The 18857-nt window shown below is 30.9% G+C and carries 16 protein-coding genes; 11 read left to right on the top strand and 5 right to left on the bottom strand.

Annotated elements, in window-relative coordinates; translation table 11 throughout:
- The first annotated feature begins 23 nt into the window (after nt 1-23).
- The 9 genes from ACH5TW_RS03865 to ACH5TW_RS03825 all read left to right on the top strand — a co-directional run bounded on the left by ACH5TW_RS03865 (nt 24) and on the right by ACH5TW_RS03825 (nt 7937).
- Nucleotides 24-1514 (top strand): hypothetical protein, encoded by a 1491-nt coding sequence (locus ACH5TW_RS03865; RefSeq protein ID WP_439335165.1) that lies wholly within the window; start codon nt 24-26, stop codon nt 1512-1514.
- Between the two features lie 21 nt (nt 1515-1535).
- A complete protein-coding gene (locus ACH5TW_RS03860; protein ID WP_439335164.1) occupies nt 1536-2453 on the top strand; it encodes a polysaccharide lyase family 7 protein in 918 nt (305 codons plus the stop codon).
- 15 nt (nt 2454-2468) lie between these two features.
- Entirely contained in the window at nt 2469-3404 is a 936-nt protein-coding gene (locus ACH5TW_RS03855) for a polysaccharide lyase family 7 protein (protein ID WP_439335163.1), read from the top strand.
- Between the two features lie 101 nt (nt 3405-3505).
- Nucleotides 3506-4207, top strand: a complete 702-nt coding sequence (locus tag ACH5TW_RS03850; RefSeq protein WP_439335162.1) for a FadR/GntR family transcriptional regulator — start codon at nt 3506-3508, stop codon at nt 4205-4207.
- A gap of 290 nt (nt 4208-4497) precedes the next feature.
- Nucleotides 4498-5778 carry an MFS transporter gene (locus ACH5TW_RS03845; RefSeq protein WP_439335161.1) on the top strand — a complete coding sequence of 427 codons (1281 nt, stop codon included), beginning with the start codon at nt 4498-4500 and terminating at the stop codon, nt 5776-5778.
- Nucleotides 5779-5809: 31 nt separating this feature from the next.
- On the top strand, nt 5810-6574 hold the full coding sequence (locus ACH5TW_RS03840; protein ID WP_439335160.1) for an SDR family NAD(P)-dependent oxidoreductase: 765 nt from the start codon (nt 5810-5812) through the stop codon (nt 6572-6574).
- A 178-nt stretch (nt 6575-6752) separates the two neighbouring features.
- Entirely contained in the window at nt 6753-7223 is a 471-nt protein-coding gene (locus tag ACH5TW_RS03835) for a hypothetical protein (protein ID WP_439335159.1), read from the top strand.
- Nucleotides 7224-7229: 6 nt separating this feature from the next.
- Nucleotides 7230-7523, top strand: coding sequence for a thioredoxin (gene trxA, locus ACH5TW_RS03830; protein ID WP_439335158.1), 294 nt, complete (start codon nt 7230-7232; stop codon nt 7521-7523).
- A 225-nt stretch (nt 7524-7748) separates the two neighbouring features.
- On the top strand, nt 7749-7937 hold the full coding sequence (locus ACH5TW_RS03825) for a YgaP family membrane protein (protein WP_415862925.1): 189 nt from the start codon (nt 7749-7751) through the stop codon (nt 7935-7937).
- On the opposite strand, the gene ACH5TW_RS03820 is transcribed toward ACH5TW_RS03825, so the two are convergent.
- From ACH5TW_RS03820 to ACH5TW_RS03810, 3 genes are all read right to left on the bottom strand, one after another.
- Nucleotides 7934-8086 (bottom strand): SsrA-binding protein, encoded by a 153-nt coding sequence (locus ACH5TW_RS03820; protein WP_439335157.1) that lies wholly within the window; start codon nt 8084-8086, stop codon nt 7934-7936. The two genes, ACH5TW_RS03825 and ACH5TW_RS03820, sit on opposite strands and share 4 nt — an antisense overlap.
- A 508-nt stretch (nt 8087-8594) precedes the next feature.
- On the bottom strand, nt 8595-10844 hold the full coding sequence (locus ACH5TW_RS03815; RefSeq protein WP_439335156.1) for a M56 family metallopeptidase: 2250 nt from the start codon (nt 10842-10844) through the stop codon (nt 8595-8597).
- Nucleotides 10845-10846: 2 nt separating this feature from the next.
- Nucleotides 10847-11206: a BlaI/MecI/CopY family transcriptional regulator gene (locus ACH5TW_RS03810; protein ID WP_439335155.1), complete on the bottom strand. Its 360-nt coding sequence runs from the start codon at nt 11204-11206 to the stop codon at nt 10847-10849.
- A 188-nt stretch (nt 11207-11394) separates the two neighbouring features.
- On the opposite strand from ACH5TW_RS03810, the gene ACH5TW_RS03805 reads away from it, so the two are divergent.
- Complete coding sequence (locus tag ACH5TW_RS03805) at nt 11395-12345, top strand: calcium/sodium antiporter (RefSeq protein WP_439335154.1); 951 nt, start codon at nt 11395-11397, stop codon at nt 12343-12345.
- A gap of 393 nt (nt 12346-12738) precedes the next feature.
- Here the strand turns inward: ACH5TW_RS03805 and ACH5TW_RS03800 are convergent, their stop codons facing one another.
- A complete protein-coding gene (locus ACH5TW_RS03800; RefSeq protein ID WP_439335153.1) occupies nt 12739-13761 on the bottom strand; it encodes a glutamine synthetase beta-grasp domain-containing protein in 1023 nt (340 codons plus the stop codon).
- A gap of 280 nt (nt 13762-14041) precedes the next feature.
- Between ACH5TW_RS03800 and ACH5TW_RS03795 the strand changes: the two genes are divergently transcribed.
- Nucleotides 14042-16228, top strand: a complete 2187-nt coding sequence (locus ACH5TW_RS03795; protein WP_439335152.1) for a glutamine synthetase III family protein — start codon at nt 14042-14044, stop codon at nt 16226-16228.
- Nucleotides 16229-16619: 391 nt separating this feature from the next.
- Here the strand turns inward: ACH5TW_RS03795 and ACH5TW_RS03790 are convergent, their stop codons facing one another.
- Complete coding sequence (locus ACH5TW_RS03790) at nt 16620-18641, bottom strand: WD40/YVTN/BNR-like repeat-containing protein (RefSeq protein WP_439335151.1); 2022 nt, start codon at nt 18639-18641, stop codon at nt 16620-16622.
- Between the last annotated feature and the right edge of the window lie 216 nt (nt 18642-18857).

Here is an 18857-nt window from a genome sequence, read left to right as displayed (position 1 = left end):
CAATAAAAAATAAATAAGAAATTATGAATTTATTAAAAAAAGGAATATTTGTTTTGCTAATAACTGGACTGGTATTTTCATGTGAAGATGATGATATTATTGCTCCAACTGAAAGCACTATGGGTACTGGACTTACAGAAATTTCATTTTCTAGCTTTAAAGCGACTCCAGGGCCAGATGAAAATGGAATAGATGATGGTACATATATAACCGTAAAACCATTGGCTATTGGAGTTACATCATTTGAGGTGAATTTTGGAGACGGAAGCCCTTCTGTAACTATTACAGAGCAAAATGGTTCTGTGTCTTACGATTATCCTAACAATGTTGAAGAAGCTATATATACAATAACAGTAACAGCAATTTCAAATAAAGGTTTGGCTAGTGTGACTAAAACAGAAGATATAGTAGTAGAGCATGAAGTTACTTCTGTAGCTTCAGCTCCTGAATCTCCTTCTGTGGGGCTTGAGGAAGTGTTATCTATATACAGCAATGGTATAGAATATGATGGAGCATTAATTTCTTATAGATATTCAGCCTCAGGGGTCGATTTAAATGCAGGAGATGCACAACAAGGAGAAGTAACTATGGAGTCTGGGAATAAAGTATTGCAATATTCTCGATTTAGCAATGATGTTGGAGCGTCTATTCAATTAGATGAGGTGGTTGTTGCCGATGCATTTGATTCAGGTATTGCTGCTACACATATTCATTTAGATGTGAATTCTGATTTTACCGTTGGTATTGATAAGTTGAAAATAACTTTAGTTGATGGTAATACAGAGTATGTTTATAACCAAGATTTAATTGATGGTGAGTGGATTGGTTTAGATTTAGATTTAGATTCAGACTTTTCATCTCCTGTTATTAAATTTGATGAAATTAAATTAGAGCTAGGAGCAGGCGGTAAAGCAAATGATGCTGCTACACTTAACGTTGATAATGTTTATTTACATAAGCCAATAACATCAATAATTTTAAATGGTGATTTTAATAACAAAACAGATCATTGGAGGTTTACAACTTTTACAGATGGGACTACAACACCATTCGGATCAAGTTCTGATGGTTCTTGGACAAATTATGACGGGACAGATAATGGTAAAAAAACAGCAGGAGCTAAGTGGACCTCAAGTCAATCTGGGGGATATCTTCAGAATTCTGGATCTAGATATGCTTATCAAGCTCTTAAATTAGAACCTAATACTGATTATGTTTTAGAGTATCAATATGCTATAAAAGATGATGTTGCAGACGATCCTATTGGAGGTAGGAGAATTGTTGGACTTGTTTTAGATGGACACTATATTGATGGAGCAGATGCTGTAGATAATATCAATTCTAATTTAGGGAATCATGTTGGAACAATTGCTGAGGGGAAATTCTCAGATTCAAGACGCGAAACAGTATCCATTCCTTTTACTAGTAATGATAATGGAGAAGTAGCGGTCATGTTTTATGCAGTTACAATAAAAGATGCATGGATTGATAATGTTAAGGTCTATTTAGATTAGTTTTATAATTATTCAGTTTAAATGAAAAACTTCCGAAAAGAAATATTGAGTATTTTATTAATAGCATTTCTATCTGCTAGCGCTACTTCTCAAAACAAGAAAAGTAGCGTTACAGAATCGGATATAAAAATTGAAAAAAAACAAAAAAAGAAAAAGAAGAAAAAAGTAAAACTTCCAAATATAGATCTAAGCCATTGGAAAGTAACGCTTCCTGTAGTAAATGAAGAAGGTAAACCAATTGAAATTACCCCGCCAGAGATATTAGATTTTGCAAATATTGAAGTAGCAAAACCTTATATGTACATAGATTCGTTAAAAGGGGCTATAGTATTTCATGCTATGCCAACTAATTCTAAAACCAGAAATACAAAGTATACAAGGTCTGAGTTAAGAGAGCAAATGGTATCTGGTGATAATAATACTAATTGGACTTTTAAGCAAGGTGCTTATATGAAAGGGAAGTTAGCAATGGATGAAACTACCAGAGATTCTGATGGTAAATACCATAGAACTATTATTATGCAAATTCATGGGCGTTTAACTAACGAACAACGTGATTTGATTGGTGAAGATGATAATAATGCACCTCCTATTTTAAAGATATATTGGGATAAAGGAAAAATTAGAGTAAAAACTAAAGTGCTTAAAAATTTAAATGCTTCAGAAACTGAAATACTTCATGAAGATGCTTGGGATGATGATGTAGGCTTTAATTTTGAACAAGAGGTAGGATTCAAAAAATTTATTTTAGAAGTAAAAGTGTCTGAGGGAAAAATGGTAGTTATTTTGAACGGAAATGAATATAAAGTTTATGAAAATATACACATGAGAAGATGGGGTGTTTTTGAAAATTATTTTAAAGCTGGAAATTATTTTCAGTCTAGGGATGAGGGATCGTTTTCTAAAATAAGGTATTACGAATTAGAGGTTAAACACTAAATACAGTTTTAATTAATGATCATAAATAGATACATATTACAATCAGTAAAGAAACTATTAGTAATGGTTGTTTTTATTCTAACGTGTTTTAACTGTCAAAGTAATGAAGATGTTCTAGAGCTTGAAGTTGAAATTGAAGAGGAAGAAGTAATTGATGAGATTGAAGAAGTTGAAAAGGAAGAAGCGGTAACTTATAATTTACCAAATATTGATTTAAATAATTGGAAAGTAACATTGCCAATAGGAAATCCAACAGAAGTGAAGCCACCAGAAATTTTAAGTTATGCAACCAATGAAACGTTAAAGCCATTTTTTTATAATGATTCAATAAATGGCGCCTTAGTATTTTATACGTATCCAGGAGCTTCAACAGCAAATTCGTCGTATTCTAGAACTGAGTTGAGAGAGCAGATGGATCCTGGAAGTAATAATACTAATTGGACTTTTTTACAAGGTGGTAATATGAAAGGAACCTTATCAATGGATGAAATTTCTAAGGATTCTGGAGGTAAATATCATAGAACTATTATCATGCAAATTCATGGTAGGTTAACTAATGAGCAGCGCGATTTAATTGGAGAGGATGATAACAATGCACCTCCAATGTTGAAGATTTATTGGAATTATGGTTATGTGCGGGTCAAGACTAAAGTGTTAAAAGATTTAAATGCTTCTGATATAGATATTTTAAAAACAGATTCTTGGACGGATGATGAGGGATATAATTTCTCAAAATATGTTGGGTTTGATCCTTTTACATTGGAGGTAAAAGTATCAGATGGTAAAATGGAAGTTATTTTAAATGATGAAGAGAAAGTAGTTTATAATAGCGCTCACATAAAAAAATGGAATGTTTTTGAAAATTATTTTAAAGCAGGAAATTATTTAGTGTCAACAGATAAAGATGCATTTGCTAGAGTTAAGTATTACGAATTGAATGTATCTCATTAATAAGTTATTATTAAAAAATAATTTTAAATAAATAGGGTTCGTTATATTTTTTTAAATTTAACAATATTATTTGGTTAACCAATTTTATAAATAGTTAGAAAATGAAATTAGAAGCAGCAACAATAAGTGATAATCAAGAGGTTCAAAATAACATTATAAGTAAGATTAGAGATTTAATAAATTTTAAAAATTTAGAGCCAGGAGATAAGTTACCATCTGAACGTATGCTATCCGAGAAGTTTGAAGTAAGCAGAAGTAATGTTCGTGATGCAATTCAAAGGTTAGAATTTTATGGATTATTAAAATCCATTCCACAAAGTGGAACATTTGTAGCAAACATAGGAGTTATTGCTATGAATGGTATGATTGAAGATATCTTGCGTTTAAAAAAACCAGATTTTAAATCATTAGTTGAAACTAGAATTTTATTAGAATTAAAAACGGTAAAATTAGCAGCATTAAGACGAACAGATGAAGATTTAAAGCATATGGAACAAACGTTGAATGCTTATTCTAAAAAAGTAATAAATAATGAAAATGCAGTTCAAGAAGATTTATTGTTTCATTTAGCCATAGCTAAAGCTAGTGGGAATAGTACAATGAATACATTTATGCTAACTATTACACCCGAGATAATAACCAATTTTGCAAAGTATCATGTATGTGATGATAATCAGGCCTATATTGGGATAAAAGAGCATGAAGATATTTATGAAGCTATTAAGTTGAAAAACCCAAAATTAGCAAAAGAAAAAATGAAAGTTCATTTTAAAGCTCTTTATCAATACTGTTATAATGTATAAAGTTTAATTGAAGTTATGTTGCACGCTATACTTCATTAAAATATAAATAAAAATAGGAGGGAAGTGACTACTTTAAAGTTAAAGTATTTCTTCACAAAAAAAAGTTTAAAATAAAACTTTTAATACTTGCAATCTGCAAGGTTAAAGATATAAGTTGAATTGTTAAGATATTTAATTACAACACTTTGTGTTGTGGTATTAGGTAAGTTGTATTTAATACCAAAAATATTTAAGTCTTTGTTTGAAACAAAATCGAGACGATTAAACTAGAATTAATAAAATTTAAATAGATGAAAATTAAAGGCTTACGTTGGTGGATTATCACATTAATTTTTATAGCTACGGTTATAAATTATATAGATAGAACAGCTTTTGCATTACTATGGCCTGAAATGGGAAAAGACCTCGGTATGGACAATTCCGATTATGCAATAATGTTAAATATTTTTATGGCAACCTACGCAGCAGGTAAATTTTTATCGGGCAAACTATATGATAAAATTGGAACACGCTTAGGTTTTGTAATTTCTATTGTAATCTGGTCTTTAGCATCAGTTTTCCATGCATTTGCGAGAGGTTTAATATCAATGTCGGTAGTACGAGCTCTTTTAGGTTTAGGGGAAGCAGGAAATTGGCCAGGAGCTGTAAAAAGTAACGGTGAATGGTTCCCTATTAGAGAGCGAGCTATAGCTCAAGGTATTTTCAATGCAGGAGCTTCCATAGGAAATGTAATTGCACCAGTGATAATTATATTTTTATATGCTCAGTTCGGATGGAAAACTACATATATAATCTTAGGGTCAGTAGGTATATTATGGGTTATTCCTTGGTTGTTTTTAAATAAATCTACACCAGAAAAACATCCTTGGGTTACAGAAGAGGAGAGAAATTTAATAGTCTCTGATAGAATAGAAAAAGAAGAGCTATTAAGTAATAAAAAGGTAAAAAGTTTAAGCATTGGTAAAATATTAAGCTATAAACAATCCTGGGGCTTACTGTTATGTAGATTCTTTATAGAGCCAATTTGGTGGTTTTTTGTAGGATGGATGCCAATATATTTAAATTCAAAATTCGGATTAAGTATAGAACAAATAGGAGAAACTATTTGGATATCTTATTTAGGTGGTGCAGCAGGAAGTATTGTTGGGGGATGGTTTTCTGGTAAATTAATGGAGACAATGTCTGTAAATAAATCAAGAAAAATTACTATAACATTGGGTAGTATTATGATATTCTTTGGATTGATAGGAATTATATTCTTTGTAAATGAAAATAATTTCATGACTTTCATTTATATCGCCACCTTGGTCTTATTTGGTTTTCAGTTTGCAATAGGTAACATACAAACTATTTCTAGTGATTTATTTAAAGGGCCTTCAGTAGGAACATTAGCAGGATTAGCAGGAACTGTAGCTGCTTTATCTGTAATGATAATGAACTGGTTTATTGGCCAAATAACAACAAACTCTTATACACCAGCATTTATTGTAATAGCTATAACAATACCAATGTCTTTGTTATTTCTATATGTTTTAATAAAAGAGATTGGACCAGTAAAGGAAACAAATTAATAAATAATAATAAAAAATAAAATTTAAAGATATGAGTAATTTAAAGGGAAGAGTTGCTGTAATTACCGGAGCTACTGGAGGTATTGGATTCGAGGTGGCAAAAAGATTGGGTAAAGACGGATATACAATAATATTAAATGGTATTGAAGATGCATCAGGAGCTAAAAGAGTTGAAGAACTTACTGAAGCCGGAATCAATTCAGAGTATTACGGTTTTGATGTTACAAACGAAGAAGCTGTTACTTCAAACATTAATGAAATTGGAGAAAAGTATGGTAGAATAGATGTTCTTATAAACAATGCAGGTGGTTTAGGAGGTAGATCTAGATTTGAAGGAATGACCACAGAGTTTTACAGATTTGTAATGGCATTAAATCTTGATTCGGCATTTTTTGCTTCAAGAGCTGCTATTCCATTTCTTAAAAAGGGTGAAAATCCTTCAATTATTAATTACACATCAATAGCAGGATGGAATGCTGGTGGACCTGGAGCTGGTATTTATGGAACATCTAAAGCTGCAGTTCATGCTTTAACAAGAGCATTAGCAAAGGATCTTGCTGAGTACGGAATTAGAGTGAATGCTGTATCTCCAGGTACTATTGATACACCATTCCATAAAGAAATTAAATCTTCTAAACCAGAAGTGTTTGCCTCTTGGAAGAATAATATTCTATTAGGAAGATTAGGTCAGCCACAAGAAGTTGCTTCTGTAATTTCATTCTTAGTAAGTGATGATGCAGCTTTTTTAACAGCAGAAACAATACAAGTTGGTGGAGGGCAAGGTTTAGGGATTTAGGATTTTTCTAGAATAATAAGATAGTTTAGTTGGTTTGTAAAAGCCTTAATATACTTTGAAATAAAGTTGTTAAGGCTTTTTTGTTTTAAAAAACATCTCAAAATATTTTTTAAAAGTAACATATGTTACCTTTTACCAATTAAAATTCAAGTATTTTTATGCTATAAATTTATAGAGTATGAAATATTTTTTTGTAGGAATACTTTGTTTTTTTACATTATTAAGTTGTAATAATTCAAAAAAAGAAATTAAAAAAGTGACAATTTCTGAGTCTAAATCAGATGAAGTACATCCAGGAAAAAAGTTAATGGAAATTTATTGTTATGCATGTCATAGCCCTTCTGCTAGTCATGATGCCAGATTAGCACCACCAATGATTGCTATTAAAAAAATGTATATTAACAATAATACGTCTAAAGAAGATTTTGTTAATTCTATGCAAGAGTGGATTAAAAATCCAACCAAAGAAAACGCAAAAATGTTTGGAGCTGTTAATCGCTTTGGTGTGATGCCAAAAACACCATATCCAGAACAAACTATTGAAAAAATAGCAGATTATATGTTTGAAAATGATATAGCACAACCAGACTGGTTTGAAGCTCATTTTAAAGAACAAAAAGGAAAAATGAATATTGGTAAAGAACAATAATCAGCAATGAGTAAATTTTCTGAAATATTAAATCAAAACAAACCTGTTTTAGTTGACTTTTTTGCAGAATGGTGTGGGCCATGTAAAATGATGAGTCCTATTTTAAAACAAGTTAAAGATGCTTTAGGTGAACGTGTTTCAATTATTAAAATTGATGTTGATAAAAATCAAGCATTAGCTTCACGTTATCAAGTTAGAGGCGTACCTACATTAATAATTTTTAATGATGGTAAACAAATATGGCGACTGTCTGGAGTAGTAAAAAAAGATGACATTATAAGTGTAATTAAAAACGTTTAATATAGTGTTTGTGGTTTCGTTTTTTCATATATATAATTGCTTTTATTTATATAAAGTAATAATAATAAGTTACAATTAGAAAGAGTGACTAACTCAATTAGTTGTATTTGGTTGATTCATTTGAATTTAAAAGCATTCATTATTTGGGTGCTTTTTTTCTTAGTAACTATTGTTACACTCTTTCGTGTCATCCGAGTATATCTTTACATTAATTAAATAAAACAGATGAAAAATAGAATTGTTAGAGGTATTGCAGGAACATTTATTTTAATAAGTTTACTATTAGCTATCTATGTAAATATAAATTGGCTATGGTTTACAGCATTTGTTGGTGCTAACTTATTACAATCGTCCATTACAAAATGGTGTTTAATGGATACTATTTTAGAGAAAGTTTTTAAGGTAAAAAATTAATCTAAAGCATTTTTAGTAACAAACCACCTCCAGCCAATAATAGCTATTTGTAGTTTGGTTGCTTTTGCTAAATCTAATTGCTTTTTAGAGTAACTAGGTAGTAGTGTTTTATTAACTTTTGCTAAAAATTTGAAGACTTGCTTTTTCATTTTTATAATCCTTGTTATAAAACAAAAATAGTAAAACTTATTCTAGACTAAGTTCTACCATTTGTAAGGATTAAATAATCGATAATATGAAGGTGATTAAATCGACTACAAATTTGGCAAGTGTTATCATATTTTTTTTGGTTTTAAAAGGTTAATATTAGACTCCGTTTATTGATTGTTTTTTCAATATATATAATTGGGAATCTTCCTTCCAAGTGTTTTTAATGAAATCGATGAAATTGAATACGAAAGTGTAAGTAATAAAATCAAATTGGTTTCGATATTCATGTGACTCTCCTTGTGTACGTTTTTAATTGAAACTATTTGTAGTTATTATAGTTTCATATGTAAACTATTCAAGGGGTTTTTGGAAGGGGGTTTTAAAAACCAAGGGGGTTTTTATTAAAAAATGTACTGTTTTTAATGGTTTTATCTTTTTTCAAAATTGAATATATAAAAAAAGACACTCATTTCTGAGTGTCTTTTTTTATGAAGAGTAGTGTGGAGTTTACTTTTTAGTAGTAATTTCTACAACACCGTTTTTACCTTTTTTACCGTATTTCTCTATAGCCTTTTCGTCTTTTAAGACGTCAATTGATTTAATGTTGTCAGGCTTTATCTTTTCTAGTTTTTCATAAGGTAATTCTTTCCCATCAACAATAACTAAAGGCTGTTTACCATTTGCCGTAGATGTAGCTCTTATTCTTATACTCTGGCTATCGTTGATAGAGTCAGATGATTTGCCATATCCAGTTACTAATACTTCAGAAGCTTTTCCTTTTGTGGTAATTACAATAACCCCATTTTCACCTTTTTTACCGTATTTCTCTATAGCTTCTTCGTTTCTAAATATGTTAACAGACTCTACATCAGTATCGTGAATATCTTCTAGTTCTTTTTTTTCTATTTCTTTACCATCAAGAATAATTAAAGTAGATCTGCAATCTATTCCTGTTAAAATTCCTGTATTCTTATTAGAATCAGATGGTTTGCCATATCCAATTACTGTTACCCCAGTAGTTTTTTCTTTTGTGGTAATAATAAGGACACCATTTTTACCTTTTTCACCATATATTTTTTCAGCTTTTTCGTCTTTTAAGACATCAATTGATTTAATGCTTTTAGGGTCTATTTTTTCAAATTCTTCATTAGAAATTTCTTTCCCATCTAATAAAATTAAAGGTACTTTATTGTTTTCTTCGTTAGCATTCACTCCAAATCTAACTTTCCAAGTAGATGTTTTACTTTTTTTATTTTCTGGTTGTAACTGAATATTAAGCTGTGTTTTATTTTCTACTTTAATTTTTTGTGTAGCCATGCCTTCAAAAGTAAAAATTAGCTCATCACCTTTTTGGGACTTAATTTTATATTCCCCCTTGTTATTTGTCATAACTCCAGAATTAGTTCCGTTTATAATCATAACCTTTTCAATAGGGTTTCCTTTAATATCGGTTACAATACCAGATACAATAGATTGACTTTTATTATTATTATTATTATTTGACTTTTTTGTAAAAGCTGTTTTCATAATACTATCAGATATTCTATTATAAACTTTTTTAGAAACCTTTTTTCCGTGTATATAATAAATAGGCTTTTTTGGATTCATAGCATCTATGATTAATCCGCTAACTGTACCAAGTATAATATTTAAATAATCTTTGTTTTTTATTGTAATTTCTTTAGAATGTAAGCCTTTTTTAGAAATGATAATTTTATCGCCAATAGCGGATTTAATTTTAAATTCGCCATTTGAATTTGTTAGAACACCTCTTTGTTTTTTTTCAATTGAGAGGTATACTCCCTTTAATTTAGAGCCTATTCCTTCTAATGAAACCGAGCCTGAGATAATGAATTCTTCAGTCTCAGTCTGTGAATTAGCTATGGTTGGATTGGTTTTAGATTCAGAATTAACATAAACTTCTTCAGTATTAAAACTCATTAAAAACACGGCTAACAGAGGGATAACTAAAGCATACTTAATTTGATTGATTTTCTTTGATTTTGATTTGTGTAACATAATGATTCGTTTTTTGATTAATGAGTTATAAAAATTATTGGTTAAAGCCAGTTGATGAGTTGGCATACTTGTTTTTAATAAGGTGTATTGGTAGCTTTTTTTACAATCGGTTTTTTGTTGTGCATTTTGGTCGGCAATAAATTCTAAGTTTTGTTTTAAATCTTTATTGTATAGCCATATAAAAGGGTTAAACCAAAGTACAATACAAGCGAGTTGTGTTACTATATTATCTATAGAATGGTATTGTTTAACATGCACCATTTCATGCGCTATAATTTGCTTTAATTCTTCTTTGTTAAATAGAGCAGGGTTAAACACAATCCATTTAAAGTAAGAGAAAGGTAAAATATTATTAGTAGTTGTAATAATGGTAAAATGGCTTTGCTTGTCACGCTTGTTTTTTAGGATAACACGAGACAAGGATACTAATTGAATTATAAAACGAATAGAAAATCCAATAACACCCATTATATATATAATAGGAATGAGATCTACTAAATTAAAATGTTCTTCAATGGTTTCAGTTAGTGTGTAAGTATTAGTCGTAAAATTAGATAGGTCTATTGGCGAGTATTCAACGTAAATAGGAATGACAACAAACGGAATAAGAAATCCTGTAATAATACCTAATAATAGAAACACCCTATTAAATTCAAAAAACGTATCACGCTGTAAAAACAGTTTGTAGCACAAATAAAAAATAGTAATAACAGCACTAGCTTTTAAAAGATATTCCATAACTATTTGTTTTTTTCAATTAAAGCAATAATTTCTTTAAGTTCTTCAACGCTTATTTTTTCTTCTTTAGCAAAAAACGATACCATGTTTTTATAGGAACTGTTAAAGTAGTTGTTAATGGCAACATTCATATACCCTTTTCTATACTCTTCCTTACTAACAATAGGGAAGTAGTGGTGTGTTTTACCATAGGCATTATAACTAACATAACCTTTCTCTTCTAAATTTCTAATAATGGTAGAGAGCGTGTTGTAATGTGGTTTGTCCTCTTTTATTTCTGCTAATACATCTTTTACAAAAGCCTTTTCTAACTTCCATAATATGTGCATGATCTCTTCTTCTTTGTTTGTTAGTTTTTCCATTGTGAATTATTGTTTTCATTTCCTCGAAGGAAGAAATATTTATTTCTTGTAAACAAATATACAACTATTTTTATAGTTATACAACTACTTAAATAGTTGTTTAACTATATTTTAAGTTTTAATAAAAAACTTTTCGCTTTTTGCTTTTCACTTTTTACTTTCATTTATCTTCGCAAAAAATATATTTTATGAGTTTGCTTTGGGTTATTCTTGGTTTTATTCTTTTGGTAATAGGAGGCGAGTATTTAGTACGCTCGTCTGTTGCCTTATCTTTTAAGTTTAATATCTCTAAAATGGTTATTGGAATGACGGTGGTATCTTTTGCAACCTCGGCTCCAGAACTATTGGTTAGCTTGCAAGCAGCTCTGTCAGGTTCTCCAGCCATTGCAATTAATAATGTAGTAGGATCAAATATTGCGAATATAGGATTGGTTTTAGGAGTTACGGCTATAGTAGGAGCCATTGCGGTAGATAAATCATTTTACAAGGTTAATTGGCCTGTAATGATGGTGTTTTCTATAGCACTTTACTATTTTCTTAAAAATGATAGTGTACTAAAAGCAATAGAAGGTGGTATTTTATTTGCTGGACTAATAATCTTTTTAATATATCTTATAAGAACAGCCAGAAAAGATACGGTAATTGAAGAGGTTGATGATACCTTAGCTGTGGTTTCTAATTTTAAAATAGGTTTGTGGTTATTAATAGGTGCGGCTGCACTGTATTTTGGGAGTGAATGGTTGGTGAAAGGCGCTAAAGATATAGCGGTTTCTATAGGTGTAAGCGAAGCGGTAATAGGTGTGTCTTTAATTGCTATAGGTACGAGTGTGCCAGAATTAGCGGCATCGGTTATTGCGGTGGCTAAACAAGAAAAAGCTATTTCGTTAGGGAATTTAATAGGCTCTAATATTTTTAATATCGGATCGGTTTTAGGTTTAACGGCTATAGTGAAACCAATTACTGTTTCAGAACCTCAAATATTATCAAGCGATATTTTCTGGATGCTTGGGTTTTCGGCAGTTTTAATTCCTCTTATTTTTATTCCAAAACAAATGCAAATAAGTAGAGTTAAAGGTTTCTTTTTAGTTGTTGGTTATGGACTTTTTATGTTTTTAGTGTTTACGAAAGGAAAGTTTTAGTATAAAACATTATAACCTTTATATAAAGGGTTTGCGTGAAGTGAACCTTTTTTTATTGAATTTATTTAAATTATAGTTTAGCACATTGTGATATGACGTAAGATTGAGATAAGTTATACGTGATTTTGAGTATGTGTTTCCTTCTAGAGCAAAAATGACAAGTATTTACTTTGTATAGTCTATGCGTTTGCTGATACTTGCGGAAGCGATAGTAGTGGTTAGCTTTTGTGAAACTTCCATTTAAGTTTTTACAAAACTAGTAACGGATCGCGGTTTTTATTTTTCTTAAAAACCCGCCAAAAAAATTAAAAAGGTTAATATAATGCAAATAAAAAAGGGTCTACAAAATGTAAACCCTTTTTTATTATGAACAAATCTGTTAATCTAAAATAATTATATTTTAGCAGATTTAACAGTTTTAACAATTACAGCAGCAATCTTATATGGATCACCGTTTGAAGCTGGACGTCTATCTTCTAACCATCCTTTGTAGCCTTTTTCTACAGCAATAATAGGAATACGTATTGAAGCCCCTCTATCTGAAACTCCCCAAGAGAAATCTGTAATAGCAGCAGTTTCGTGTAAACCTGTTAAACGTTGGTCGTTAAACTCACCGTAAACAGCAATGTGCTCGTCTACAACTGGACGGAAAGCTTCACATATTGCAGCGTAAGTTTCTTTAGAACCACAAGTTCTTAATGTTGTATTAGAGAAGTTGGCGTGCATACCAGAACCATTCCAATCCATATCTTTACCTAATGGTTTTGGGTGGTAATCAATGTAGTAACCATACTTTTCAGTTAATCTATCTAATAAATATCTAGCAATCCACATTTCATCACCAGCTAATTTTGCGCTTTTTGCAAATAATTGGAATTCCCATTGTCCACAAGCAACCTCTTGGTTAATACCTTCGAAATTTAAACCTGCATCAATACATAAATCTGCATGCTCTTCAACTAAATCTCTACCGTGAGTGTTTTTTCCACCAACTGAACAGTAGTACATTCCTTGAGGAGCAGGATATCCACCAACAGGGAAACCTAATGGTAATTGCGTTTTAGTATCCATTATAAAATACTCTTGCTCGAAACCAAACCAGAAATCATTATCATCATCATCAATAGTAGCTCTACCGTTAGAAGGGTGAGGAGTTCCATCAGCATTCATAACTTCAGTCATTACTAAATAACCGTTGATTCTGTCAGGATCTGGGTAAATAGCAACAGGAACTAATAAACAATCTGAAGATCCACCTTCAGCTTGTCTAGTTGAAGATCCGTCAAAAGACCAATTTCCTAATTCTTCTAAAGTCCCTTTGAAGTCTTCATGTTCTTCTACTTTAGTTTTACTTCTCAAGTTTTGAGTTGGAAAATAACCGTCCAACCAAAGGTATTCTAATTTAATTTTTGCCATAATAAAAATTTTATAAATAAGATACTAAATGTTAATTACACAAATATATATTATTCTATAGATACTTTAAATTTATAGGGGTGCTTTTAATATAAAGCATGGTTGTTTTTGTTTATACCCCATTTTTTTAAGGATTATTTTAAAAAAAGCATATTATTTTATATAAATACTGAAATATTGTTAACAATAAATTTTCCAGTTTATAGCTGTATTTTGTTTTAGGTACTTATTTTTGTAAAAGGATATAAGAAATTTAAACAAGCCTTAATTTATTATAAAGATGTCGATATTAAGATTCCATGCGATAAAAGAGTCGTTAGCATACAAGCCTGTTCATGTAGAAGAAAATGAGCGTCGTTCAGAAATATTTGGTAAAAATGTGTTTAATGAAAACACCATGCGTCAATATTTAACTAAAGATGCTTTTAAAGGCGTAATGAATGCGGTAAGCCATGGGAAAAAAATAGACAGAAGCATAGCAGACCAAGTATCTTCATCTATGAGAGATTGGGCGTTGTCTAAAGGCGTAACACATTATACACATTGGTTTCAACCATTAACAGGAACCACTGCCGAAAAGCACGATGCTTTTTTTGAAACTATCGAGGGAGGTATGTCTATTGAACGTTTTGGAGGCGACCAATTAGTACAGCAAGAACCAGATGCGTCTAGTTTTCCTAGTGGTGGTATTAGAAACACTTTTGAAGCCAGAGGCTATACAGCTTGGGATCCTACATCGCCCGCATTTATTTACGGAACCACTTTGTGTATTCCAACCATATTTGTGGCTTATACCGGTGATGCTTTAGATTATAAAACACCGCTACTTAGAGCACTTCATGCTGTAGATCATGCAGCTACAGCAGTGTGTAAGTATTTCGATAAAAATGTAAAAAAGGTAAATTCTTCTTTAGGCTGGGAACAAGAATATTTTTTAGTAGATAAAATGTTAGCAGCGAGTCGTCCAGATATTATATTAACAGGAAGAACGTTACTTGGGCACTCATCTGCAAAGGGACAACAATTAGACGATCATTATTTTGGAGCCATTCCTACACGAGCCTTTAATTTTATGCGCGAGTTAGAAACAGAATGTATGCTTTTAGGAATTCCTGTAAAGACACGTCATAACGAAGTAGCACCCAATCAGTTTGAATTAGCACCTATATTTGAAGAAGCAAACTTAGCTGTCGATCACAACTCCTTATTAATGGATATTATGGGGCGTGTGGCTTCGCGTCATAATTTTAAAGTATTATTTCACGAAAAACCATTTGCAGGTATGAATGGTTCTGGTAAGCATAACAATTGGTCGTTATCTACAGATACTGGCGTTAATTTATTAGCACCAGGAAAAACACCTATGAGTAACTTGCAGTTTCTTACCTTTTTTATAAATACGATAAAAGCGGTTAGAGAAAACGAAGCATTGCTTCGAGCAGCAATAGCATCAGCAAGTAACGATCACAGATTAGGAGCTAACGAAGCGCCTCCTGCTATTATTTCTGTATTTATAGGCGAACAATTAACCAAAGTTTTAGAAGAGTTAGAAGGTGTTACCAAAGGAAAACTATCACCTCAAGAAAAAACCGAATTGAAATTAAACGTGGTTGGTAAAATACCAGATGTTTTATTAGATAATACGGATAGAAACAGAACATCGCCTTTCGCTTTTACAGGTAATAAATTCGAATTTAGAGCCGTGGGTTCTAAAGCTAATTGTGGTAACCCGATGACGGTTTTAAATACCATTGTAGCAAAACAATTGAAAGATTTCAAAGTTGAGGTCGATGCATTAATTGACAAAAAAGATTTAAAGAAAGACGAAGCCGTTTTTAATGTATTAAGAGAATATATAAAATCGTCTAGAGATATTCTGTTCGAAGGCAATGGCTATGGAGATGCCTGGGAAGCTGAAGCTAAGAAACGCGGTTTAAGTAATAATAAAACGACACCAGAAGCTTTAAAAGCAAAAATTTCTGAAAAATCCATTGCATTATTCGAAGAAATGCAAGTTATGAGTAAAATAGAATCTGAAGCCCGTTACGAAATAGAAATGGAAGCTTACTGCAAGCATATTCAAATTGAAGGTAGAGTATTAGGCGACATTGCTAGAAACCATATTGTACCTACAGCTGTTAAATATCAAAATATTTTAATTGAAAATGTAAAAGGTTTAAAAGAGATTTTCGAAGAAAAATATAATAGCGTCGCTAAAGAGCAAATTAGTTTAATTGAGGAAATTTCTAGTCATATAGAAGGTATAAATGCTAACGTAACTAAATTAATTAATGCTCGTAAAAAGGCAAATGCTATAGCCGATATTGAAAAGAAAGCTTTATCGTATTGCAATAAAGTAAAACCTTTATTTACCGATATTCGTTACCATTGCGATAAGTTAGAACTTCTAGTTGATGACGAAATTTGGCCACTTACAAAGTACCGTGAATTGTTGTTTACCAGATAGTTTTTTTATTTGGGCGTTATCTTTTATCCTGAATTAATTTCAGGAACAGGTCGGGCTTTCCACTGTATCTTTTGCTTTTGTCATTCCTGCGAAGGCAGAAATCTACTAATTAAATTTATAGATGCCACCAATATTCTATTAATTTTATAAAAAGCAAAAGGATGCCGTTTCAAATGCAACGCATTCATGATTTCATTAATTTAATGTATTAGCCAATGAATAATCCCTAACGCGCTTGTTTGCTAACTTCTGTTTCTGAAGTTAGCAAAGTGATTTTTTGTAGAGGTTCGTTTAACGGTTTTGTGTATGATTAGTGGCGTGTTTAAGCACCTAATTTAGCAAATAAAAACCAGATAGAAAATCCGCGAGGATTTTCGTAAGTAGGCTTGAACTAGTCATTAATTATACACGTTGTTGGCCACAGTTGTTTTTCGTTCAGTTTTTGTTTGTAGAGAAAATCAGCAACCTTGTAAATAGCATATTTTTTTTCTTTTGAAAAATCAGAATACAAATCGCCTTCAGTTAGTTCATTAATCTTTTGTCCTAATGCGAGAGAGTTACTTTTTATAATTAATCCGTTAAAATTAATTATCCAAGGTGTATATAAATAGTTTGGTTTGTCGTCTGAATTTTCTATAGTTAAAACATCACCATTATTAAAATCAATGGTTATTTTTCTCCAAACAGTTGTCGTACTCCAATTTCCATATCCTTTATTAAATACTTCGTTAACTACAGAATTTGGAATTGACTCAAATCGGTCAGCCACATTTTTATAAAAACTGAAATCTGTGTTTTCACCTGGGAACGTGTAGTAATTATTGTAGTCTAAATGGTCGTAACCTTTTTTCTTTATTTTCTGTGCCTCATTATCTATGAAGTCTTTAAAGTTATCCAAGTCTTTTTTTGAAACTTTTAAATCATTTACTGTTAGTTCCTTGAAACGAGAATTATCAATTTCATTAACTATATCATTTAATATTTCAGGACTTATTTCTTTGTCCATTTTGGACAAAAATTGTTTTCCTTTTTTGATTAATTTAAAAGTGTTATTTTTTAGTTGATACTCTTTGTATTGCTTATCATTATGAAAACAACCTTGACTACCAATTTCAATCGAAAACTTTTCTATTTTATTCGCTGATAAATTGAAAAGCGATTTTGGAAGTTCATATTTAGTGGTTTTTTGTTCATCAATGTCTACAACCAACCTTTGGTCTAAATAATTGTCAGCAACTACAATTTGGTTTTTGAAAATAACTGCATTCGAAACATTGATAGGTAATTCCATAAATCGATACCATTCTGTTCTTTTTTTATTAAATCTTAAAACAGTATTTCCATCGAAGCCAATTTCTTCACCTTTGTAATTTACCTTTAAATAAGGCTCACTAATTGGCACTTCATTTGTCATAAGTTTTGAAACAATAAAATCGTTTCTGTTGATTTTATAAATTTCACCGTAAGTAAAAGCGAAAAGACTATTGTTTTTAGTATTAATAGCTATTGGTAGACTTCTCAATTGTTTATTGGATTGCCAAATAGAAACGAAACTTGAATCCCTTAAGTCGATTTTTAAATCTTTGTCAATTAAATAAATAGACTCATCTGATGTAGTTTCAAAGTCAGCTATATTTGGTAATTCTATCCAGTCTATCTTATCACTTTTTGTATAGAAAATGTTTCCTTGTTGATTGATAATGTAATAGTCCCCAAAAATCCTTATCTTTTTTATGTCAGGTCTATGTTCTTTAGAAAGCCTCTTATATTTTTTTAGGTCTAAAGGCGTTGGTAACCTTTCCCAAGTTAAACAGTTGTCAGTCGTTTTGTAAAGTACATTCCAAAAAGAGCCAAACAAGCCTGTTTTTTCATCTTTAGCAAAGTGAATTGTTGCAAATCTTAATGCATTTTCATTTCCTGCCTTATCAAAGCTTTTCCAAGTTTCACCATAATCTTGGGTATAGTAAATAAGTTGAGAATTTCCACTCATCCAAGCTTTTCCCTTATCGTTAATGTAAGCAGCATCAATCCAACTACTTTTACCAAATTTTACTTTATTCCAATTTAATCCACCATCTTCTGACCTATAGACAAAATCTGTATTAGAATTTTCTCCGTGTATGTAGCCAGAAATCATCATTATTTTTTCTGAAAAGAAGTTAACACGCTCAAAAGTTCCTCCGAAGTCCATTGATAAAGGGTCTTTTGTTCCTAAAGGACCAAAACTCCATAATTCGCCAATTTTATCTGTATAGTAGGTATTCCCAGCTTTTGTAGCGAGCCATATTTTTTCGGAAGGTGAAACACCTATTTCTGAAATTCCACCACTAACAGGTAGATTCGCTAAATAGTTATCTTGACTAAATATTGTTAGCGGTAAAATAAATATTAGTAATAAAAGTAATTTTCTCATTGTTTCATTCGTTTCCACGAAGTTAATTCAGGTTTATGAATTTAAAAATTCAGATTGAGTGAACTATATTTTTCAGTTAGTTAACTAGTCGGTTTCTTGTTTTTTAAGGGTTTCGTCTAATTGTGGGCAATGACGTTGATATGAAATCGTTTTAATGATTTATATCATACGTTAAACGAAGTTAGCTATTTTTTTCTGACAAAGTTAAGAGCGTTT

This window comes from Thalassobellus sediminis (assembly GCF_044386045.1).
In the GTDB taxonomy this organism is placed as follows: Bacteria; Bacteroidota; Bacteroidia; order Flavobacteriales; family Flavobacteriaceae; genus Thalassobellus; species Thalassobellus sediminis.
Note: the sequence above shows the minus strand (reverse complement) of the source record. Positions and strands in the feature narration are given on the sequence as shown.